The sequence below is a fragment of the Mesorhizobium quangtriensis genome (assembly GCF_040081925.1).
Classification (GTDB): domain Bacteria; phylum Pseudomonadota; class Alphaproteobacteria; order Rhizobiales; family Rhizobiaceae; genus Mesorhizobium_K; species Mesorhizobium_K quangtriensis.
Window position 1 is genome coordinate 316,333 of the sequence record NZ_JBEBMF010000005.1, and the last position, 17,230, is coordinate 333,562.

The 17,230-nt window shown below is 61.5% G+C and carries 19 protein-coding genes; 11 read left to right on the plus strand and 8 right to left on the minus strand.

The features are described from left to right. The first annotated feature begins 65 nt into the window (after window positions 1-65). From ABMA32_RS23985 to ABMA32_RS24000, 4 genes are read left to right on the plus strand one after another with little or no spacing between them, the layout of a single operon-like run. Window positions 66-689 (plus strand): DsbA family protein, encoded by a 624-nt coding sequence (locus ABMA32_RS23985; protein WP_349016259.1) that lies wholly within the window; start codon window positions 66-68, stop codon window positions 687-689. Window positions 690-699: 10 nt separating this feature from the next. Continuing rightward, window positions 700-1,575, plus strand: coding sequence for a peptidylprolyl isomerase (locus ABMA32_RS23990; protein ID WP_349016260.1), 876 nt, complete (start codon window positions 700-702; stop codon window positions 1,573-1,575). 12 nt (window positions 1,576-1,587) lie between these two features. After that, window positions 1,588-2,154, plus strand: coding sequence for a L,D-transpeptidase (locus tag ABMA32_RS23995; protein ID WP_349016261.1), 567 nt, complete (start codon window positions 1,588-1,590; stop codon window positions 2,152-2,154). After that, entirely contained in the window at window positions 2,151-3,245 is a 1,095-nt protein-coding gene (locus ABMA32_RS24000; protein WP_349016262.1) for a flavin-containing monooxygenase, read from the plus strand. Before ABMA32_RS23995 ends, ABMA32_RS24000 begins: the two co-directional genes overlap by 4 nt. On the opposite strand, the gene ABMA32_RS24005 is transcribed toward ABMA32_RS24000, so the two are convergent. From ABMA32_RS24005 to ABMA32_RS24025, 5 genes are all read right to left on the minus strand, one after another. Further along, window positions 3,217-3,555 carry a YnfA family protein gene (locus ABMA32_RS24005; RefSeq protein ID WP_349016263.1) on the minus strand — a complete coding sequence of 113 codons (339 nt, stop codon included), beginning with the start codon at window positions 3,553-3,555 and terminating at the stop codon, window positions 3,217-3,219. The genes ABMA32_RS24000 and ABMA32_RS24005 overlap by 29 nt on opposite strands. 80 nt (window positions 3,556-3,635) lie before the next feature. After that, on the minus strand, window positions 3,636-5,921 hold the full coding sequence (locus ABMA32_RS24010) for a heavy metal translocating P-type ATPase (RefSeq protein ID WP_349016264.1): 2,286 nt from the start codon (window positions 5,919-5,921) through the stop codon (window positions 3,636-3,638). 317 nt (window positions 5,922-6,238) lie between these two features. Beyond that, window positions 6,239-7,414 carry a hypothetical protein gene (locus ABMA32_RS24015; RefSeq protein ID WP_349016265.1) on the minus strand — a complete coding sequence of 392 codons (1,176 nt, stop codon included), beginning with the start codon at window positions 7,412-7,414 and terminating at the stop codon, window positions 6,239-6,241. Between the two features lie 124 nt (window positions 7,415-7,538). Then, window positions 7,539-8,687 carry an ImmA/IrrE family metallo-endopeptidase gene (locus ABMA32_RS24020; protein WP_349016266.1) on the minus strand — a complete coding sequence of 383 codons (1,149 nt, stop codon included), beginning with the start codon at window positions 8,685-8,687 and terminating at the stop codon, window positions 7,539-7,541. After that, on the minus strand, window positions 8,684-8,983 hold the full coding sequence (locus tag ABMA32_RS24025) for a hypothetical protein (protein WP_349016267.1): 300 nt from the start codon (window positions 8,981-8,983) through the stop codon (window positions 8,684-8,686). The genes ABMA32_RS24020 and ABMA32_RS24025 overlap by 4 nt, the downstream gene beginning before the upstream one ends. A 186-nt stretch (window positions 8,984-9,169) precedes the next feature. On the opposite strand from ABMA32_RS24025, the gene ABMA32_RS24030 reads away from it, so the two are divergent. The 4 genes from ABMA32_RS24030 (at window position 9,170) to ABMA32_RS24045 (ending at window position 11,788) form a co-directional block, all read left to right on the plus strand. Beyond that, window positions 9,170-9,466 (plus strand): hypothetical protein, encoded by a 297-nt coding sequence (locus ABMA32_RS24030; RefSeq protein ID WP_349016268.1) that lies wholly within the window; start codon window positions 9,170-9,172, stop codon window positions 9,464-9,466. 5 nt (window positions 9,467-9,471) lie between these two features. Continuing rightward, window positions 9,472-9,927: a hypothetical protein gene (locus tag ABMA32_RS24035; RefSeq protein WP_349016269.1), complete on the plus strand. Its 456-nt coding sequence runs from the start codon at window positions 9,472-9,474 to the stop codon at window positions 9,925-9,927. Between the two features lie 104 nt (window positions 9,928-10,031). Continuing rightward, window positions 10,032-10,475 carry a Mov34/MPN/PAD-1 family protein gene (locus ABMA32_RS24040; RefSeq protein WP_349016270.1) on the plus strand — a complete coding sequence of 148 codons (444 nt, stop codon included), beginning with the start codon at window positions 10,032-10,034 and terminating at the stop codon, window positions 10,473-10,475. Beyond that, the gene (locus ABMA32_RS24045; RefSeq protein ID WP_349016271.1) at window positions 10,445-11,788 is read left to right on the plus strand and encodes a ThiF family adenylyltransferase; all 1,344 of its coding nucleotides are present in this window, start codon (window positions 10,445-10,447) and stop codon (window positions 11,786-11,788) included. Before ABMA32_RS24040 ends, ABMA32_RS24045 begins: the two co-directional genes overlap by 31 nt. 99 nt (window positions 11,789-11,887) lie before the next feature. Here ABMA32_RS24045 and ABMA32_RS24050 read toward each other — a convergent pair whose 3' ends face one another. The 3 genes from ABMA32_RS24050 to ABMA32_RS24060 form a co-directional block, all read right to left on the minus strand. Further along, a complete protein-coding gene (locus ABMA32_RS24050) occupies window positions 11,888-14,014 on the minus strand; it encodes a CHAT domain-containing protein (RefSeq protein ID WP_349016272.1) in 2,127 nt (708 codons plus the stop codon). Window positions 14,015-14,093: 79 nt separating this feature from the next. Beyond that, window positions 14,094-14,681 (minus strand): RES family NAD+ phosphorylase, encoded by a 588-nt coding sequence (locus ABMA32_RS24055; protein ID WP_349016273.1) that lies wholly within the window; start codon window positions 14,679-14,681, stop codon window positions 14,094-14,096. Continuing rightward, window positions 14,678-15,367 carry a hypothetical protein gene (locus ABMA32_RS24060; RefSeq protein WP_349016274.1) on the minus strand — a complete coding sequence of 230 codons (690 nt, stop codon included), beginning with the start codon at window positions 15,365-15,367 and terminating at the stop codon, window positions 14,678-14,680. The genes ABMA32_RS24055 and ABMA32_RS24060 overlap by 4 nt, the downstream gene beginning before the upstream one ends. A gap of 167 nt (window positions 15,368-15,534) precedes the next feature. On the opposite strand from ABMA32_RS24060, the gene ABMA32_RS24065 reads away from it, so the two are divergent. The 3 genes from ABMA32_RS24065 to ABMA32_RS24075 all read left to right on the plus strand — a co-directional run bounded on the left by ABMA32_RS24065 (window position 15,535) and on the right by ABMA32_RS24075 (window position 17,098). After that, the gene (locus ABMA32_RS24065; protein ID WP_349016275.1) at window positions 15,535-15,951 is read left to right on the plus strand and encodes an ISAs1 family transposase; all 417 of its coding nucleotides are present in this window, start codon (window positions 15,535-15,537) and stop codon (window positions 15,949-15,951) included. Next, window positions 15,914-16,435 carry a hypothetical protein gene (locus ABMA32_RS24070; RefSeq protein WP_349016276.1) on the plus strand — a complete coding sequence of 174 codons (522 nt, stop codon included), beginning with the start codon at window positions 15,914-15,916 and terminating at the stop codon, window positions 16,433-16,435. Before ABMA32_RS24065 ends, ABMA32_RS24070 begins: the two co-directional genes overlap by 38 nt. Before the next feature lie 147 nt (window positions 16,436-16,582). After that, window positions 16,583-17,098, plus strand: a complete 516-nt coding sequence (locus tag ABMA32_RS24075; protein ID WP_349016277.1) for a hypothetical protein — start codon at window positions 16,583-16,585, stop codon at window positions 17,096-17,098. Window positions 17,099-17,230 lie beyond the last annotated feature (132 nt).

The window sequence follows — 17,230 nt, forward strand, 5'->3', positions numbered from 1 at the left end:
TCGAATCCCCTTGTATCTCAAGTCGCTAGAGGTCTTACGACCTTGGCTCAAAGCACGGAGCAATCATGAAACGTCGTCTTTTTCTTGCTGGGGCCGGCGCCCTCGCTTTCACCCCGATGCGGGTTGCCGCACAGCCTGCGCCGACAACCGAGGACCTGCTGAAGGCCGGCCCTTTGCCCGAGCAGTCCTTCGGCGCGGCTGACGCGCCGGTGACCGTGATCGAGTATGCCTCGATGACCTGCCCGCACTGCCGGACCTTCCATGTAGAGACCTGGCCGGCGGTGAAGGAAAAATACGTCGATCCAGGCAAAGTTCGTTTCATCATGCGAGAATTCCCATTCGACCCGCGGGCGTCGGGCGGCTTCATGCTGGCGCGCTGCGCCGGCGAAGACAAATGGTACGCGACGATCGATCTGCTCTATCGCAGTCAGGACAAGTGGGCGCGCGTTGCCGACGCTACCTCTGCATTCAAGTCAATCATGGGGATGACCGGCATGAGCGGCGGCGCGGTCGAAGCCTGTCTCAGTGACCAGGCTCTCCTCGAAAAGGTGACGGCCGTCATGTTGAAGGGCCAGACATACGGCGTCGATTCCACGCCGACCTTCTTCATCAATGGCCAGAAGCACAAGGGCGCGCTCACAATCGAACAGTTCAGCGAGATCGTCGATCCGATGATCGTGGCACAGTAGGAGCCAGGCGATGATCAAGACAGAACTCTCACGCCTCCGGCGGACATCTTTTGCAGTCGTTCTCCTTGCGGCATCCATGTCGGCAAGCCCGGCCAGCGCACAAGAGAACAAGGTCGTGGCGCGCGTCAACGGCGTTGAAATCACGGCCGCCGACGTCGCGGTCGCGGCCGAAATGTATGCCAATCAATTGGGCAGCATGCCCGACGATGCGCGACTGTCGCTCCTCGTAGACGAACTGATCGCGCTCCGTCTCGCATCGGAAGCGGCGAAGGCGGCAAGCATCGATGACGACCCCGCCTACAAGCGCCAGATAGCATTCTTTGAGTCGCAGACGCTACGATCTGTCTTCCTGGCTGGCGAGGTCGCCAAACGCGTCGACGACGCGGCTGTGCGAAGGGCGTATGACGACCAACTCGCGAGAATTCCACCTGTTGAGGAGTTGCGCCTGCGCCATATCCTCCTCGCGAGCGAAGCAGAGGCGCGCGACGTGATCACTGCGCTCGAAGGCGGCAAGGATTTTGCCGAACTCGCGGCCGAGCGCTCAGCGGACGAGGCGTCGAAAGCCGAAGGCGGCGATCTGGGCTACCTGGCTTCTGGACAGTCCATGGCCGAGATCGACGCAGCGGCGGCGTCTTTGCAGCCGGGGACCTACACGCGGGAGCCGGTCAAAAGTGCATTTGGCTTTCACGTCCTGAAGCTTGAGGAGCGCCGCACACGCCCTGCGGCTCCATTCGAGGCGCTGGCTGGTCAGATCAGGACATCGTTGGAGCAGGCGGCGACCCAGGCCATCATGGCCGAGGTTCGGACCGGAGCAGCCGTTGAGAAACTCGTGCCGGATGTCGCGCCGCCCGCCGCGGATGACGGCCACGATCATGGATCCGAGTAGGGCAGCCCGACCATGATCAATCGACGGTTCGTGGTATTCGGACTTATCGGCGTGGGCACTGCGCCGGGCGTGGCGATGGCGCACAAGCCGAACAAGACCTTTGCGCTCGATCCGCAATACCAGCCCCAGTCGGTCACCGTCGATCCGGAATTTGCGTCCGGCACGATCGTGGTCGATCCGCGCAACAAGTTTCTCTATTTTGTCGAAGTCGCGGGCAAAGCACGTCGATATGGCGTCGGGGTCGGGCGGGCGGGGCTGGCCTGGTCAGGAACCGCGGAAATAGCGCGCAAGGCCAAATGGCCTTCGTGGACGCCGACACCGAACATGATCAAACGTGATCCCGGCAAATACGCCAGATATGCCGGCGGCATGAAGGGCGGACGCGGCAACCCCCTCGGATCGCGGGCGCTGTACCTTTACCGAGACGGCCGTGACACGTTCTATCGCATCCACGGGACGACTGAGCCCTGGACGATCGGGCGCGCTGTTTCCAATGGCTGCATCCGCATGCTCAACGAGCATGTCGAGGAATTGTACGAGCGCGTTCCGGTGGGTACGAGCGTGATCGTGCTGCCGTGACGTCGCGCTTTGTCCTCGTCGTCGGCGCCGGACAGGCCGGCCTTGCCGCGGGCTATCATCTCAAGCGGGCGGGATTGCCGTTCGAGATCGTCGACGCGGGCAAGAGGATCGGGGATAGCTGGCGGAGCCGCTATGCGTCGCTGACCCTGTTCACCCCCCGCGCCTTCAGCGCGTTGCCCGGCATGGACATGCCCGGCGACCTCGACGGCTACCCGTCACGGGATGAGTTCGCCGATTATCTCGAAGCCTATGCCGAACGCTTCGACATTCGTGTCACGCTGAATGCGAAGGTGACGTCGCTCGGCCAGTCTCACCAGGGATTCGAGGCCGCGCTGGAGAACGGACGGAGGATTCCGGCGAGCCATGTGATCATCGCAACCGGCGGGTTTCAGACACCCATCATTCCACCTCTGGCGCACGACTTCGAGACAGGCGTCCTGCACCTGACCGCCGTCAGCTACCGCGGTCCGGACCAGATACCGCCTGGAAACGTGCTCGTGGTCGGCGATGGCGCAAGCGGGCGCGATATCGCGATGGAACTTGCCGGTTTGCGAACGGTGTGGCTGGCGACGGGAAAACCCCGGAAGCTCTTTCCCGAACGCATCCTTGGCCGAAGCATGTGGTGGTGGCTGGGGTTCCTGGGCCTGATGAAGGTTTCCGCCACTTCGGTGATAGGGCGCATGATGCGTCGCGCCGATCCGTTTCCCGACAGAAATCGAAACCTGCAGAGCCTGCGGCGGGCAGGCGTCCGCGTTGTGCCGCGCTTGGTTCAAGCCAACGAGCGGACCGCTACATTTTCGGATGATGGTAAGGCCGAAGTCGCTGCCGTCATCTGGACGGCCGGCTACAGGGACGAAACGGCGTGGATCGAGATACCAGGCGCCTTGGATCCCCAAGGGCGCTTCCTGCACGGATCCGGCGTCTCGCCCGTCGCAGGACTATACTTCGTCGGGCGGCCGTGGCAGCGCAACCGCGCCTCCGCGCTGGTGATGGGTGCGGGCGACGATGCGGCGGTCATCGTCGATGCCCTGAAGGCTCGTTCCAGAAATATAGAATTGGACCCTACGTCGAGCGCGGAGCGAACAGAATGAGCAGCGCCGCGAGGATGGCCACCGATCCCCCTGCAATGTCCCACACATCAGGCTTCTGACCTTCCGCCACCCAGAGCCAGAAAAGCGATGCGACAATGTAGATGCCGCCATACGCCGCGTAGGCTCGACCTGCATGATCACTCGGAAGCAGGGTGAGCAGGTAGGCAAAGAGGACCAGCGAAACGACACCGGGTGCAAGCCAGAGGATCGACTTGCCCTGACGAAGCCACGCCCAGAAGGCGACGCATCCGGCGATTTCCGCCAGCGCGGCCGCGACGAAAATCAGGGATGTGCTGAAAACGCTTGGCATGCTTATGTATTTCAGAGTCGGGTGGAAGCAGCCAATGGTCACGAAGGCTTGCTCGTGCCTTCGCAAAATGTTGATCGGAACTAGCCCTCTGCCGGCTTCAATCCTTTCCGGCCCAGCAGCCGCATGGCGTTCGCGGTCACCAGCACCGTCGCCCCTGTGTCCGCCAGGATCGCAGGCCATAGCCCTGTGACGCCGATGACGGTCGTCACCAGGAACACCGCCTTCAGACCAAGCGCGATGGTGATGTTCTGCCAGATGTTCGACATGGTCGCGCGGGACAGCGCGACCATGCCGGCCACGTCCATCACCCGGCCGTGAAGCACCGCGGCATCCGCAGTCTCCAGGGCAACATCGGTGCCGCCGCCCATGGCGATCCCCACATCGGCGGCGGCCAGCGCTGGCGCGTCATTGATGCCGTCGCCGATCTTCGCCACCGTCTGCCCCGCGGCGCGCAATTCGCCGACGATGCGCTGCTTGTCCTGCGGCAGCAATTCGGCCTTGGGCTCCAGCCCGAGCGCCGCGGCAATGGCCGCAGCTGTGCGCTTGTTGTCTCCCGTCAGCATCACAGCCGACACGCCAAGATCTGCCAGCGCCTGGATGCCACGTTTCGCATCCTCGCGCGGTTCATCGCGCATGGCGATCAGCCCGGCGAGCCGACCATCCGCGACCAGCACCGAGACTGTCTTGCCTTCATCGTTCAGCGCAACGATACGGGCCATGAGGTCGCGCGGGATCGAGGTACGCTTCTCGGCCGCCTGCGGCGATCCGAGGAAAAGATCGATTTCGCCTGATTTGCCGACCACGCCCTCGCCACCGATGGCCCTGGAGTCCGTGGCGGAACCCAGCTGAATTCCGCGCGCTTTCGCCTCGGCCAGAATGGCCGTGGCAAGAGGATGGGACGACCCGGTTTCCAGGTCGGCTGCCAATTTCAGGGTATCCGCCTCGCTCCGTTCGGCGCCGATGATGTCGGTGACTTTCGGCTTGCCTTCCGTCAGCGTGCCGGTCTTGTCGAACGCCGCGACGGTGATCTTGCCAAGCTGCTCTAGCACGGCTCCGCCCTTCATCAGCATACCGCGCCGCGCGCCCGCCGAAAGACTGGCCGCAATTGCCGCCGGCGTCGATATCACGAGCGCGCAGGGGCAACCTATCAGCAGCACCGCGAGGCCCTTGTAGACCCACTCGTTCCAGTCGCCGCCGAATGCCATCGGCGGGACGAGGGCGATCAGGGCGGCGACGACCATCACGCCCGGCGTATAGTATTTCGAGAAGCGGTCGATAAACCGCTCCGTGGGAGCCTTGGTCTCCTGGGCCTCCTCGACCAGGCGGATGATGCGCGAGATCGTGTTGTCCTGCGCTTCCGCCGTCACCTTGACGCGGATCGCGGCGTCCTGGTTGATCGTGCCCGCAAACACCTGGTCGTCCGGACCTTTCGGCTTCGGAACCGATTCTCCGGTCACCGGCGATTCGTCGATAGATGTCTGACCGGAGTGAATCAGCCCGTCCGCAGGAATCCGGTCGCCGGGACGGACGAGAATGGTGGAGCCGATCGCGAGGCTTTCAGCGGGAACCTCCATGGTCTTGCCATCGCGTTCGAGCAGCGCCGTTTTAGGCACAAGCGAGGCGAGCGCCTTGATGCTCGCCCGCGCCCGACCAGCGGCGACGCCTTCGAGCAGCTCGCCGACGAGAAACAGGAAGACGACCGCAGCGGCCTCCTCACTGGCATCGATGAATACCGCGCCGATCGCGGCGACGGTCATCAGCGTCTCGATGGTGAACGGCATGCCATTCACCGCCGCCATGACCGCGCGACGCGCGATGGGGATCAGCCCGACAGCCATCGCGGCGATGAATATCCAAGGGTCCGACGCCGGGTAGAACTGCACCAGAACGAAAGCCGCCCCAAGAGCCGCGCCACACGCAATCGTCAGGCGCGCCTTGGTCGATTCCCACCAAAGGCCGTCATCCGTACCGTGGTCGTGTCCATGAAGATCAGCCATCTCGGGTGCGGCCTTAGCCGCCGCAGCAGGCCCCGAATCGTACTTGCGCTTCGATCCGTGATCCTGGCCGGCATCGTCGCCATGGTCATGGCCGGGAGCCGGAGGAATCGTGGACGACGCTTTGGCCGCGCCGATGCTGCCGCGCCTTGCGTCTCCGACGATCCCGTAGCCCAAGCTCGCGACCCGCTTCGCCATGTCGTCGAGGTCGGCTGCGGCGTCGTGGTCGACCACCATCGTGCCCGCCGTGGCGGACACCATGACGTCGTTCACCCCAGGAGTTCGTCGCGCAACCTTATCAATCTTGGCCGCGCAACCAGCGCAGTCCATGCCTTCGATGCGGAAACGGGTCTTCTGGGCGGTGGCGGACATGGCTGACTCTCGAAAGGACCTGATTTTCGCGACCCTAATTCCTCTAGGCACTAGAGATGCAAGCGAGTTGTTCCGCTCTGCCCTTTATGCGACTTTTGAGGCACGAAGCGTGAACATCGTCGCATAGAAGTCTGGTTTCTCACCGCCTTGAGCTTCGCGCCAGAAGGGGTCACTCGGCTGCGGTCCAGAGGCTTGGCGCGGGAGAGTAAACCCAGACCCGCGCCGGCTTTGCCACGAATGACTGCCAGGGAGATCAGCACCTGACGCAGAAGTCGGCTGGTTACTCCGGACCACGAATCCAACGCCGACGGGAGATTTTAAGTACCGGGATCGGCGTTGTCGCCACGGAAGTGGTAGCTGTCCACCACCCTCTCGCGAGCAGGGCCGAACAGTGGCGTCGAGAGTAGATCCTCCAGCTTGGCGTTGGCCGACCAGGGCTCGTCTATGAGGCACCAGTCAAGCAGGAAGTGGTCGCCATCTTTGGAGATCAGCAGCCCAACGCCGATCCGAGTTTTCAGATCGTACTTCGCCGCTTGGGTAAACAGTTCCACTGCATTCGTTCTCATCCTGATCCCGTCCTCGCCAATGACTGGCCAGTCGGGGTCCATACTTGCGACCATGAAAGTGCAATCGGTCATCGGGAACGCGAACCTGAATGGTCGACGAGGTGTTCCAGCTTTGCTAGCCTCGAGGGACACGACAAGGCGCCTTTTGAACTCGCGCCAGATGGATCGCGGGACGCGAGCGAACTCCTCCATGATCCGGTAGTAGTCCGTGCTACTGTCAGGATTGACGATGTGACTTTGGAGGTCCCGCATGATGTATGAAAGATCAAACCCGCCAAGGTCCTGCACGAAGGCGCGCAACTTCTCGATCGATCCAGGCTCCGGCAAGTCCGTCTCCGACAGGAACGCGACCATGATGTCGGGCTCTTCCACGACCACGCCGGCCTCCCGAAGTTGCGGCAAGACCGACTCTCGATATTCGAAATATAGCCGCACGTCGTCGGGGACACGCAGCTTGTCCAATATTCCCAGGTAGTCGTGCGCGGCCACGATGTGGATGAAACCAGCGGTGGCCGAAACGTGGAACTTGGTCTCCCAGCAGTCCGCCGGCAGCGACCGCCCAGGACGGAAGACGACGATCTTCTTGACGTCTTGGAGGTCGGCCCCTTTCACCGCGATCTCGTGACCCCGCGCGTTTGTAAGACGAATCTCGTCGTGCTCGGCCAAGTACCGCACTGAACCCTTGATCTGATTCGTCGCCTTCCGGAGCACCTTCCTCCGGAACCACTGTCGCTCGGCCTCCGGGTCCGACGTCTCCGCAGTCCGTTCCTTGAGCTGGAACACTAGGGCCAATGATCCGATCTTCACGATCCCGTCCGCCAGTTCGACCTGTTGTTTCGGACGAGGGAAGAATCTCGTTTCGGAGAACGTGAATTCCTTCCAGAACGTGTTGGCATTGAGCTCTGTGGTGAAGTCTTCAAGCGTCATGCGCACAGGATAGGCTGTCGCTGGCAAACGTTGAAGAGTAGCGTCGGCACCACCACCAATCAGTTAGCCGCGCGCCGGTTGCTAGGCTTGAATGAGAGCCACGCGCCACCGGCGGAGACTAGGTCTAGGCAGGCATGAAAGCGGTCTTCACCTCGCCCCGACCAATCAGCTTGGAGAAACGACGATAGTCCGAATGTTCGAACCGCCAGCGGCCGGCGGCAATCGCGGGATGCACGCCAGCTTTCTGCGCCGCTTCCAGCACCTCCTCAGTGCTGCTGTCCTTATTGATCCCCTTCCACGTGGCGGGAGGGATAAGAGCGTTCCGTGCAATCGAATCCGCTTCCGCTTCAATGGCTTCCGAACTCGCCACGTCCAGATCGTCCAGAATAACCTGTCGATCAGGGGTCAAATGACGAACCACATGGGCAAACTCGTGCAATAGCGTAAACCAGAAATTGTCCAATCGATCGTGGCGCAGGGTTAGCGCAATCACCGGAACACCATCGCCGCGGCACATCGCTGCCCCGTCGAGAAATGTTCCTGGCAGGTGCTCCAGTATGACCAATATTATTCCCATACGATGTAGCGCGGCGACGAGCTGATCCTGCCAGTCAGCCAAGAGGCTCAGCTGCGCCAGTTGCCGCGCTGCTTTCTCGGCATCGCTGATCTTAGCTTTTTTGATAGTTATCTTTTCTGCGCGAACTAATACTGCTGCGCACCATGCTTCGAGTGCCGCCATGTCCGTCTTGGCGTTGGTGCGCTCAGTCCTGGTCTTGCGCAACATGGCGATTGCCGGAGTAGAGGCCCTCGAACGCGATAAGAAGCCGGCGAGATTCTCCTTCGTTTTCATCACGCCAAGCTTACGGAGCTTTCCTTCGGCCGCTATCGAGGTGCTCGACGCACCGGCCGCAGGCTCGTGCTTTGACGAGCCAATCAGCGAAGTGACGGGAATGCCTAGATGCTGATGTAGTGCTCTGATCTGATCAACCGTGGGCTGTCGCTGACCATTGAGTATCTCGGATGTGCGCGACTTACTTCCAAGGTATGGAATCAGATCGCGTTGTGACAATCCTTCCTGCGCCATGCGAAACTTGATCGCTTGGACAGGCGTCGGTGCCTCAATGGGATGCCGGGATCGCTCCCAGCGTTCGATGACGGCCTGCAGCACTTCGAGCTCGTCGCGGTCCTTCGGGCTTTTGTGCCCGAACAGCGCAGCGGCACGCTTGAGTGCCGATTCGTAGTCCTCTTCAGTGCGTATAGGTCGAACTGTCATATTACCTTGCTCCCTGTCTTGTGCGTGGCGCGTGCCGCAGTAGTCGCACCCGCATATTCGATGAGAACTATCTGCGCCTCGCAGTCAGCGACGAGATCGACCCGATAGTCACCGTTGAGTGGGATTCGGACCTTAATGCCTTTGATCAGGGCTGACGGATAGAATTCCGCGATTTCAGCCATCGAACGCCATGACCCGGCCTCAAGTTCGGCAACGAGCGCCGGTACTGCTCCATCAAGGTTGCCACGGGCACGACGCGCAAGTTCGCGCAATCTCGATATCCCTATCAGCTTCATGGCAAACCGTGGCTCCAACACAAAATGGTTCCCAAATGTGGGACGACTATTGCACTTGACCTCGCGCTATGCCATATCGGAATCAGTGTTCCCAGAAGTGGGACTACCATGCAACGACGCTGGGGCCAAGGGGTTTGCTCCGCCCTCCCCTGCGCAGATTCGGGGCGACAACAATGGAGTTGGCGAATGTCTCAGGACAACAAAAGCCCCGGCGAGAATTCGGGGAAGGGTCATACCGACGACGATGTCGTGCTCGAGATCGCGACACCGAACGGCGTTTTCCGCGGCACGTTCGACAAGAACGACAAGGTGGAGAAAGTGATCAAGGAAGTGGTGAAGGACCGCGACCTCGCCGAAGGGGACGCCTTCGAGCTCTACTACGGGGACGTCCACCTCGAGCCTGTCAACCGTCCGCTGGTGAGCTTCGGGCTCAAGAAGGGCAGGTACAAGTTGACGCTGGTCGCCACTGGTTCCGGGGTCTGATCATCGTGAGCACCCCCGCTGCCCTGCTGGTGAAGGTCGAACTCGACGCGCTCAAGGAGAATGCCAGTCTTATGGGCTGGTCGATCGAGCAGATCGATGACCTGACCTTCGTCCTCGGGCTCCCGGCCAAGGACGGCTTGACCTACCACCTGCGCGTCAGGTGTGACGGCTACCCCGCCATGCCTCCTGCCTGGCACTGGTTCAACCCGGCGACCGGCAAGATCGACAATCGGCCGGATACGCCGCGCGGCGGCAATTTCCTGCACGGTAACGGCGTGATCTGCGCGCCATGGAATCGCCTCGCCTATAAAACGGTCGACTCCCGCGGACCGCATTCGGATTGGCAGATCGGCGCGTGGCAGAACAACGCATATACGAGGGCGTGCCGCACCTTGGGTGCCATGGCCCTGCGTATCGCCTGCGAACTGATGAAGAGCTACGAAGGCAGGCTGGCAGCATGATCCCCGGTTGGCTCAAGCGTGTTCTCGGCCGAAAGCCGAAGAGCATTCCAATTTCGCCACAGCCGGCCAGGTTGCTGGTGACCACGGATGCGCTCCAAGACTTGATGGCCGCGCTGGTCCGGTCTCAGCAGCAGCGGCATGAGGGGATCGCCTATCTGCTCGGCCGGACCGACGGTGCCGTCACTCTTGCCGTAGCGGTCTTCGCGCCCGAGGCGCGGACGACGGCGGGCAGTTTTCATGTTCCGCCTCGCGCCATGGTGTCCTGCATGCAGGCGGCGGCGCGGTTCGAGTTGCAGGTGGTGGCCCAGGTCCACACCCATCCGGGCCAAGCCTACCATAGCGATGGCGATGTCGAAGGTGCCAAGATCCGTTATCCGGGATACGCCTCAATCGTGCTGCCTGGATATGGGCGGTATCTGCCCTCGCTGGCTGGCGCCGCCGCCTATCTGTGGCAGAAGCCGCACGGCTGGATCGAGCTTTCGGACGACGACATCATTATCATTCCGGCAGACGGGCCATGGACCAGCAACAGTTTTACGACCGATTGAACGATCGCATGCTTCGCTACGGCGCGTCGCCACTCGACCAAACGCAGGTCGTCACGATCACCGCGTCGCCCGATTACCTCGCCAGTTACGATGGGCAAGTGGCAGCGCTCGTCGCCTGCAACCTGTTGGGACGGCTGTCACCCTCGGTGCAGGTAGGCTTCCCGGACATACCTATCCACCCGCGCCTTCCATGGGCCGGCCGTTCGCTTGTCGAGCATGCCCTTGATGGAATGAGAACCGCCGACCCGTTCGGCAGCTACGGCACACGCCAAGTGACCGCAGGCGATTTCCGCTTCCATCTCGGACCCGACGGCCACAACACTGTCATCCACGGCTCTGGGTGGAACGCCTACACTGGTACGGGGCCGTCGCCGCTATCCCCGATCGAATCGGATGTGGGAATCGGCGCGGCGCTGGCCGTGGTATTGGGTGCCGCGCATCTGTTCCGCACCCGCTTCGGCGCCATGACCGAGTCCTTCGCTTGCAACGCTTGGGACTGGACCGATGTCCCCAAGCGGGTGGAATTCTCCCCGGTCGAGATCTCGCTCGGCCACGTCATGACTGCAGGGCTCGGCTCAGTGGGGTCCGCCGCCAATTACTTTCTGGCGCTTGCAACGAGAGACTTCCGCGCAATCCTCATCGACCCCGACGGTGTCGGGATCCACAATATTACCCGCTCGCCCATCTTCACCGATGCCGATGCCAAGATCGATCTGGCCAAGGTTGAGGCCGTCGCCGCCTTTCTACGCGGGGCCGGTGTCGAGGACGTGGCTGACGACCCGGTCGCCTTGCATCAGTCAGCGTTGTGGAATCTCCGTGAGACCGGTGCCACGGACGTTCTGATCTCGGCGGCCAACGAATTCAATGTGCGCTACCACATCGAGATGGGATTTCCGCCGGTCCAGCTCTACGCCACCACCGGTCGGAACTGGCAGGCGACCTTGATGCGACACGTGCCTGGAGCGAAAGCGTGTTCGCTCTGTATGTTTCCGCCCGACGAAAAATTCGCTCTCACTACCTGCGCCACGGATGGACCCACCGCGCACCAGACAACCGTCGAGGAAAAGCGCCCCGATGCGGCGCTCCCCTTCCTCTCCTTCGCCGCGGGACTAATGACCGCAGCAGAGGTGCTGAAACTCAATTCTCCCGGCTACCCGTTCTCGGCTGAACGGGTAATGCTCGGCCTGAAGGAACAGCCGCTTTTGGTCGGTACGTCGATTCCGCACCGTACCGGCTGCTTATGCGAGGGTCGCCACAAAGGCGTGCACAAAGCCGCAATCGCGGGCTCGCGCTACGCCAAGTTTGCAATCTAGGCGGAAGTCGGTCCGCCGTAAAGTTGGTAGGCGATGGGCGCAAGAAGGTCGAAGACAAACTGGGCAAGAAATGAGCTGGGCCGACGGCCGGCAACGAGATCATGTGAAAAGCGCTGGGCATCCCCAGCAAAGAATATTGTCGAGTATCGCCGCCACGTGATCGTGTGCCAATCGTTCCGCAGCCGACAGCCCCGGCGCAATGCTCTCCAGTTCGTGGAGAAGGGCGTCCTGGTTTCGCATTGCATTGGTGGCGGAGGGAAAAGCGACTTTCACCGGCTCGGTCCTCAGCCGGCTCGCCAACGAGCAGCCGAAGGCGAGAGCTGCGTAATAGTCGATCGGCCAAAGATGGGCGATGACCTGCTGGTGGGGTGAGCAGAGTTCCTGCGCTAACCCGATCCGTGCCATTCCATCCATGGTCTGCGCTGATCCGCTGCTGCACACATTGAGCACCAGAAGGCGTCGGCCGGTGCGAGGAACAGCAAACGATGCGAGATGAGGCATCGAAAGCAGATCGCTGTCGCCCATGACGAGGCCGCTCTCGTAAACGCTGTAGGGCGATTGCTCTCCGTGCCCGATGACCCAGAGCACATCGGCCTCCGGATCCTCGTAGAATTCCTTGAAGGCGACCGCGTCCAATCGGCCCTCGCGCACCTTCAATCTCCAGCCGCTCGCCAGCGCCGTCGCACGAAGGCACTCGACCTCTGGCTCGGTGAGCTGGGTTGCGCCGGGCCAAACGCTGAGGACCTCGATCGATCTGTCCTCTGCTGCTGTCGCCAGGCTGGCTTCCAGGGCGGCGAACCTGCCTGTCGCGAGCTGGAAGAGACCCTGGAGAGGATCGCGATGGCCAGGCAGCACGACGAGGGACCTGGGTGTGAAGTCTTGCGGCAGCTGTTCCGCCAGGCCGCGGAGCTGGTAATGGCCTTCGACGGCCTCGACCAGGGCCTGGCCGTTCTCGAATGCGGGTATGCCGGCCCGGCGTCCGTCGAGATCCAAGATGCGGTCGCCTGCGGGGCCTCGAAAGTAGTCCGACAATGCGTTCGATATGCCGACCAGAAGGTTCTCCAGGCTGCCGCCTATGTCCGCATGTGGCGCGAACCAGCGTCCCGTTGGCCAAACATAGGCGACACCATCACTGTGGTTCGGGCACACGAAGAGAACATTGGCGTCGCCTCTTTGCCAGTCCGGGGACCCGTACCATTCCCAAAGCACGTCCAAAATATCTTCGGTCGACCCCACTCTCGTGAGGCAATAGATCAACGGCATCAGGATCGAGGCGCGAGATTCGAGAGCGATCAAGGCCTCAGCTCGTGACGCATCTGCATGGTAAGAGCTAGAGAGGCGACGGATCTCGGCGAGGATGTCCGTCCTGTTCGCCGTCCACGACGCTAGATCGTCGGTCGCCACTGCCATTGCCTGGAAAGTCTCGTGCTCCCTGAGATGCTCCCTTCGAGTGGCCAGCAGATGCCGTGCCCACTCTACCGGCGTGCGATCCGTCCATTGCGCCGCATGCGTCAAGAAGAGCATCTCGATCCGCGCCTTCGTTTCCGCGTCAACGAAATCCTGCTGCGCGAGTTCGAACAGCGATCGGGTCAGAACCTCGGCGCCGGGATGGGCCCGTGTGGCAGCCCAGTTGGCCATCGCCATCGTCGCTTCCACTCCTGCGCGGAGGTCGCCGTTCGCCAGGGCCATCAGGACGACGCGCGCGGAGTAATCGAAGAAATCCCGGCAATGGTTGTCGAGGCCGCCGAATTTTCGAGCGAGGAGGTAAGCCACGCGGATCCAGTCCACCACGAATGGCAGCACCGCTTCGTTGAGTTCGTTCGGCGCGCCTTCATATGGAGGCAGGGCGTAGTTTGCATTGTTTACCCTCGCCGCCGGATCATGCGTTCGGGATATTCCCCAGAGCACCCAGCCGTAGCAGTCCCCCAGCAAACCTGACGAGAGCGTTCGTTGGGCAGGGATCACGGCCGCGATGAACCTGACGCAGTCGATACAGCTGGCGGTGGCCTCATCCGGCGCCCGGGCAGTCTGCTCGATAATGTCAGCGCGCACGGATGCCGCGAATGCAAGCATCTGCTCGTCGCCCTGTTCAATTAGCCGTTGCTGAACCCGCACCAGGAAGTCGCTGATCGCCACGCTCCCGGTCAGCCAATCGAAGTCCTCGTCCCAGGGGGCAAGGGCGGGGTACGCCGCGTGGGTAAGTGGATAGGCCTCCGAGAGCTTCATCCCTATCAATGCCCCTTCTCTGCGACGACCAAGGGACGTCGACAATCGCGCTCCTGCCGGTGCCACACGACCGCTGACCCTATGGAGCTAGGCCGACTCCATAGCGCTCGGCGATCCGCCAGAACCAATCTTGATCGAGATCGACCTCGCGTGCCGACTCCGCAACGGCATCGGCAGATCGGTCGAACAGTGCATAGCAGAGTTCAGTATCATCATGCCGGGCAAGGTAGGCGATGCCATCAGCGCCAATAGGGTGACGGGCCAGCGCGATCGACCACGCCTGCGGCACATCGTAAGGGATACCTCCGTGTGCCACCTCGGCGGTTGCGCCAACGCGGGCGAGACCGGGCCCGGCAAGCTGGATCAGTTTCAGATCTCTTTCGATGATGAGGCGAACATACGCCTTCCGCTGCAGGAGGTCCGTATCGATGAGCGTGCGCCCGGGAACTCGCAAAAATGTCTCGGCGAACGCGCCGCCGGTCTCCTTTGCCGCATAGAGAACCCCATAGGAGGCATCGGGAGCGTTGAATCGCCCTTGGCGCGACCTGTCGAAGAAGAGCGGGTCCCATTTAGCCGTGTAGAAACGGTGAATTTCTTGCCCTGCCAGTAGGTTCGCCAGCTGGGGTACACGCGCGCTCAGGTCTGCGGGAGGGAGCGGCCCACTCACGCCCCCTGCTCACCGTGCAGCCTCGCGGCTTCAAGCACGAGGTCGAGTTGGCCGGACTTTAGCAGCTCAATGGGTTTACGATTGCTCAACCTTACATCGGGGTGAGCAAGGAAGTTGAGCACCGTCCAGGAATTGCTGGTCTGCAAAGCCTCACGAACGGCCTTGAGCCCAGGCACAACAGTGCCGTCGCGGTTGAACTGCAGCGTGGGGTAGCTGCGACGGTTGCTCGGGCCGGGAACGGCTATCAGGGAACCGTCCTGCACTCGCTTGTCGATCGCCTGCCGAGAGACGCCGCGCATGAGGGTGCGGACCTCATCAAGATCATAGGCGCCGCCCGCGTCGCGTAGATCCTGCTGTGCGATACGGATACCTTCAAGCATCGCGCGGCTGCGCGCATCGGGCTCAAATGCAGTCTTGTCCACTAGGGCTTCGCGCTCGACCTGGTTGGGGCGCGAGACCTGCTCGACAACCTCAGTGACGCGAGCCACACGACCGCGCACCGACTTTCTGATCGCGCGAACGGACTCCGGTCTCCCGGATACAATCGCAACGTGCGCGCCGGCCGGCAGCTTGAACCCGGACAGCGCCTTGATGGGGTCGCCCTTCATCGTGAACATTGTCAGCACCGCCGCGCCCCGCGTCTTCGCCGTGACGGCTGGTGCCTTTACTTGCGCTTTATCTGCCATAGGTGTCGCCTCCTGATGAGACAATATGGCGTCAGACGCAACTTTGTCAACCTAAGCAACCTTGACATCCAGGGGTATCGGGTGAGTTAACGTCGATTTTGTAGGTGACAGGAGGACCAAGTGCTGAATCTGTCGGTGTCTTCTGATTCGATTGGAGGATACGGACGATGGGGCAGCCAGGCGTTAGGGATGGCGCGATAGCGGAGAGCGTTGTTTTTCTTGATCATTTCAAGGCTTTGGAGGACCCGCGCCAAAGCATGAAAGTGCGCTATCCTCTGCCGGAAGTCTTGCTTTTGTGCCTGGCCGCGGTGGTGTCTGGGGCCGAGTCGATCAGCGACATTGCCCTATTCGGCCGCAAGAAGCTGGATGTTTTGCGTCGTCTGCGGCCCTTTCGCTATGGCACGCCCAGCCATGACCATCTGGGCGACATTCTGGCCTCGCTCGATTGCGAGCAGTTCCGCCGCTGCTTTGCCGCCTGGGTCGCCAAACAGACCGGCGTCGCGCCGGACGTGGTCGCCATCGATGGCAAAACCGTGCGTCGCTCGCATGATCGGGCAAGGCGAGCCACAACTTGCCGAGCGTGATCGGCCGGGCGCCTACCTGCCCTGCTCGACCCACCCGATCTTCGATCAGCTCGCCGAGGATTGGATCGCCATTCTCGATAGCCCGATTTCGGTGTTCGACGCTCTGCCGCACATCGTAACCATCACCGGGCTCAATCTTGTTCGATACCAGCTTGACCGAGCGCGTGAACTGCTCGACTCGGTGCCCATTACGATGATCTGCGAGATCGTATCGCCAAAAAAGACCGTGATCCGTGACCTTGCGGCGGACTCTTTCCAAGCGAACAATGCGCTGCCCGGTCTTGCCATAGAGCACTACGTCCGCAGTGCCGAGACCTCTCATGAGTGGCAGCTCGCCGTTGCGTCGGACGATGCCGTTCTCAGCGCCGCGGAGGTACTAGGCCGCCAATTTGACTGGCCGGACCCTGATGACCTACCGACCGGGATGTCGGCAGCGACCGTCTGCGCGTCGAAGACATCGAGGCTAAACAGTCCGCCCTTCTGACCACGCATGGCCTGAGAGTGATCTCGATCTCGCCGCTGCCCGGCGAGATCGTGGTGGGCGTCGCAAGAGCAAAGCGGCAGATTGTCTCGATGTGGGATCTCTGGGAGCGCCGCGCCCTGAAACGGAACGCGGATCCCGATCGACTTTATGGACAAGACACTTCTGGAAGCCGCCCACGCCTCATTTACAGGCAGATATGAGATCAAGGAAGGGAAGCCCGAGCTGTTTGTCCGAATGGACGCGGTCAACCTCGGCTACCCCCATCCGCGGGAGTCCGACGTTTTAACACTCACGGAGCCCGATCTTGAGGGTCTCCTCACCGGAACCTCGGGAGAAATTCCATCGACTGCGCTCGTCTCCGTTGGGCCCTTCTACTTCGAAGGTTACTGGTACAATCGCCGCCACTTCACCGCAATCGACGGCATCGGTACTCGCAATGATGTTCGCGACCTGCAGAAGACCTGGAGTGGGATTCTGCTCTTTCGGGATGGCTTCCGCGTTTTTCCCTACGGCGACGAGGAGGATGACTGGCTCGGCTTAGACCGGCGCGCGCTCGGCCGCACCGGATATGTCCTGAACAAGAACCAGTTTGTCGGATGTCGCTCGGCACTTAAATATGAGAATCATGCCTCTATGATTTCAGACGCTTACGCCGGCACTTAATTTGCGAATGGGCAGTTTATTCGATAATGTGTGTTGGCTTTTGTTACTTAATGTGAGAATGAGTCTTGTGATGTTTTCCTCGCGAGCCTGCCATGAACGATCGGTTCCCTGACGAAATCGACGAGGCGCCTT

Excerpts from the sequence above, each read along its gene's own strand:
- ABMA32_RS23985 (WP_349016259.1), top strand. The coding sequence starts at position 66 with ATGAAACGTCGTCTTTTTCTTGCTGGGGCCGGCGCCCTCGCTTTCACC.
- ABMA32_RS23990 (WP_349016260.1), top strand. The coding sequence starts at position 700 with ATGATCAAGACAGAACTCTCACGCCTCCGGCGGACATCTTTTGCAGTC.
- ABMA32_RS23995 (WP_349016261.1), top strand. The coding sequence starts at position 1,588 with ATGATCAATCGACGGTTCGTGGTATTCGGACTTATCGGCGTGGGCACT.
- ABMA32_RS24005 (WP_349016263.1), bottom strand. The coding sequence starts at position 3,555 with ATGCCAAGCGTTTTCAGCACATCCCTGATTTTCGTCGCGGCCGCGCTG.
- ABMA32_RS24010 (WP_349016264.1), bottom strand. The coding sequence starts at position 5,921 with ATGTCCGCCACCGCCCAGAAGACCCGTTTCCGCATCGAAGGCATGGAC.
- ABMA32_RS24015 (WP_349016265.1), bottom strand. The coding sequence starts at position 7,414 with ATGACGCTTGAAGACTTCACCACAGAGCTCAATGCCAACACGTTCTGG.
- ABMA32_RS24020 (WP_349016266.1), bottom strand. The coding sequence starts at position 8,687 with ATGACAGTTCGACCTATACGCACTGAAGAGGACTACGAATCGGCACTC.
- ABMA32_RS24025 (WP_349016267.1), bottom strand. The coding sequence starts at position 8,983 with ATGAAGCTGATAGGGATATCGAGATTGCGCGAACTTGCGCGTCGTGCC.
- ABMA32_RS24030 (WP_349016268.1), top strand. The coding sequence starts at position 9,170 with ATGTCTCAGGACAACAAAAGCCCCGGCGAGAATTCGGGGAAGGGTCAT.
- ABMA32_RS24040 (WP_349016270.1), top strand. The coding sequence starts at position 10,032 with ATGGCCGCGCTGGTCCGGTCTCAGCAGCAGCGGCATGAGGGGATCGCC.
- ABMA32_RS24045 (WP_349016271.1), top strand. The coding sequence starts at position 10,445 with ATGGACCAGCAACAGTTTTACGACCGATTGAACGATCGCATGCTTCGC.
- ABMA32_RS24050 (WP_349016272.1), bottom strand. The coding sequence starts at position 14,014 with ATGAAGCTCTCGGAGGCCTATCCACTTACCCACGCGGCGTACCCCGCC.
- ABMA32_RS24060 (WP_349016274.1), bottom strand. The coding sequence starts at position 15,367 with ATGGCAGATAAAGCGCAAGTAAAGGCACCAGCCGTCACGGCGAAGACG.
- ABMA32_RS24065 (WP_349016275.1), top strand. The coding sequence starts at position 15,535 with ATGGGGCAGCCAGGCGTTAGGGATGGCGCGATAGCGGAGAGCGTTGTT.
- ABMA32_RS24070 (WP_349016276.1), top strand. The coding sequence starts at position 15,914 with ATGATCGGGCAAGGCGAGCCACAACTTGCCGAGCGTGATCGGCCGGGC.
- ABMA32_RS24075 (WP_349016277.1), top strand. The coding sequence starts at position 16,583 with ATGGACAAGACACTTCTGGAAGCCGCCCACGCCTCATTTACAGGCAGA.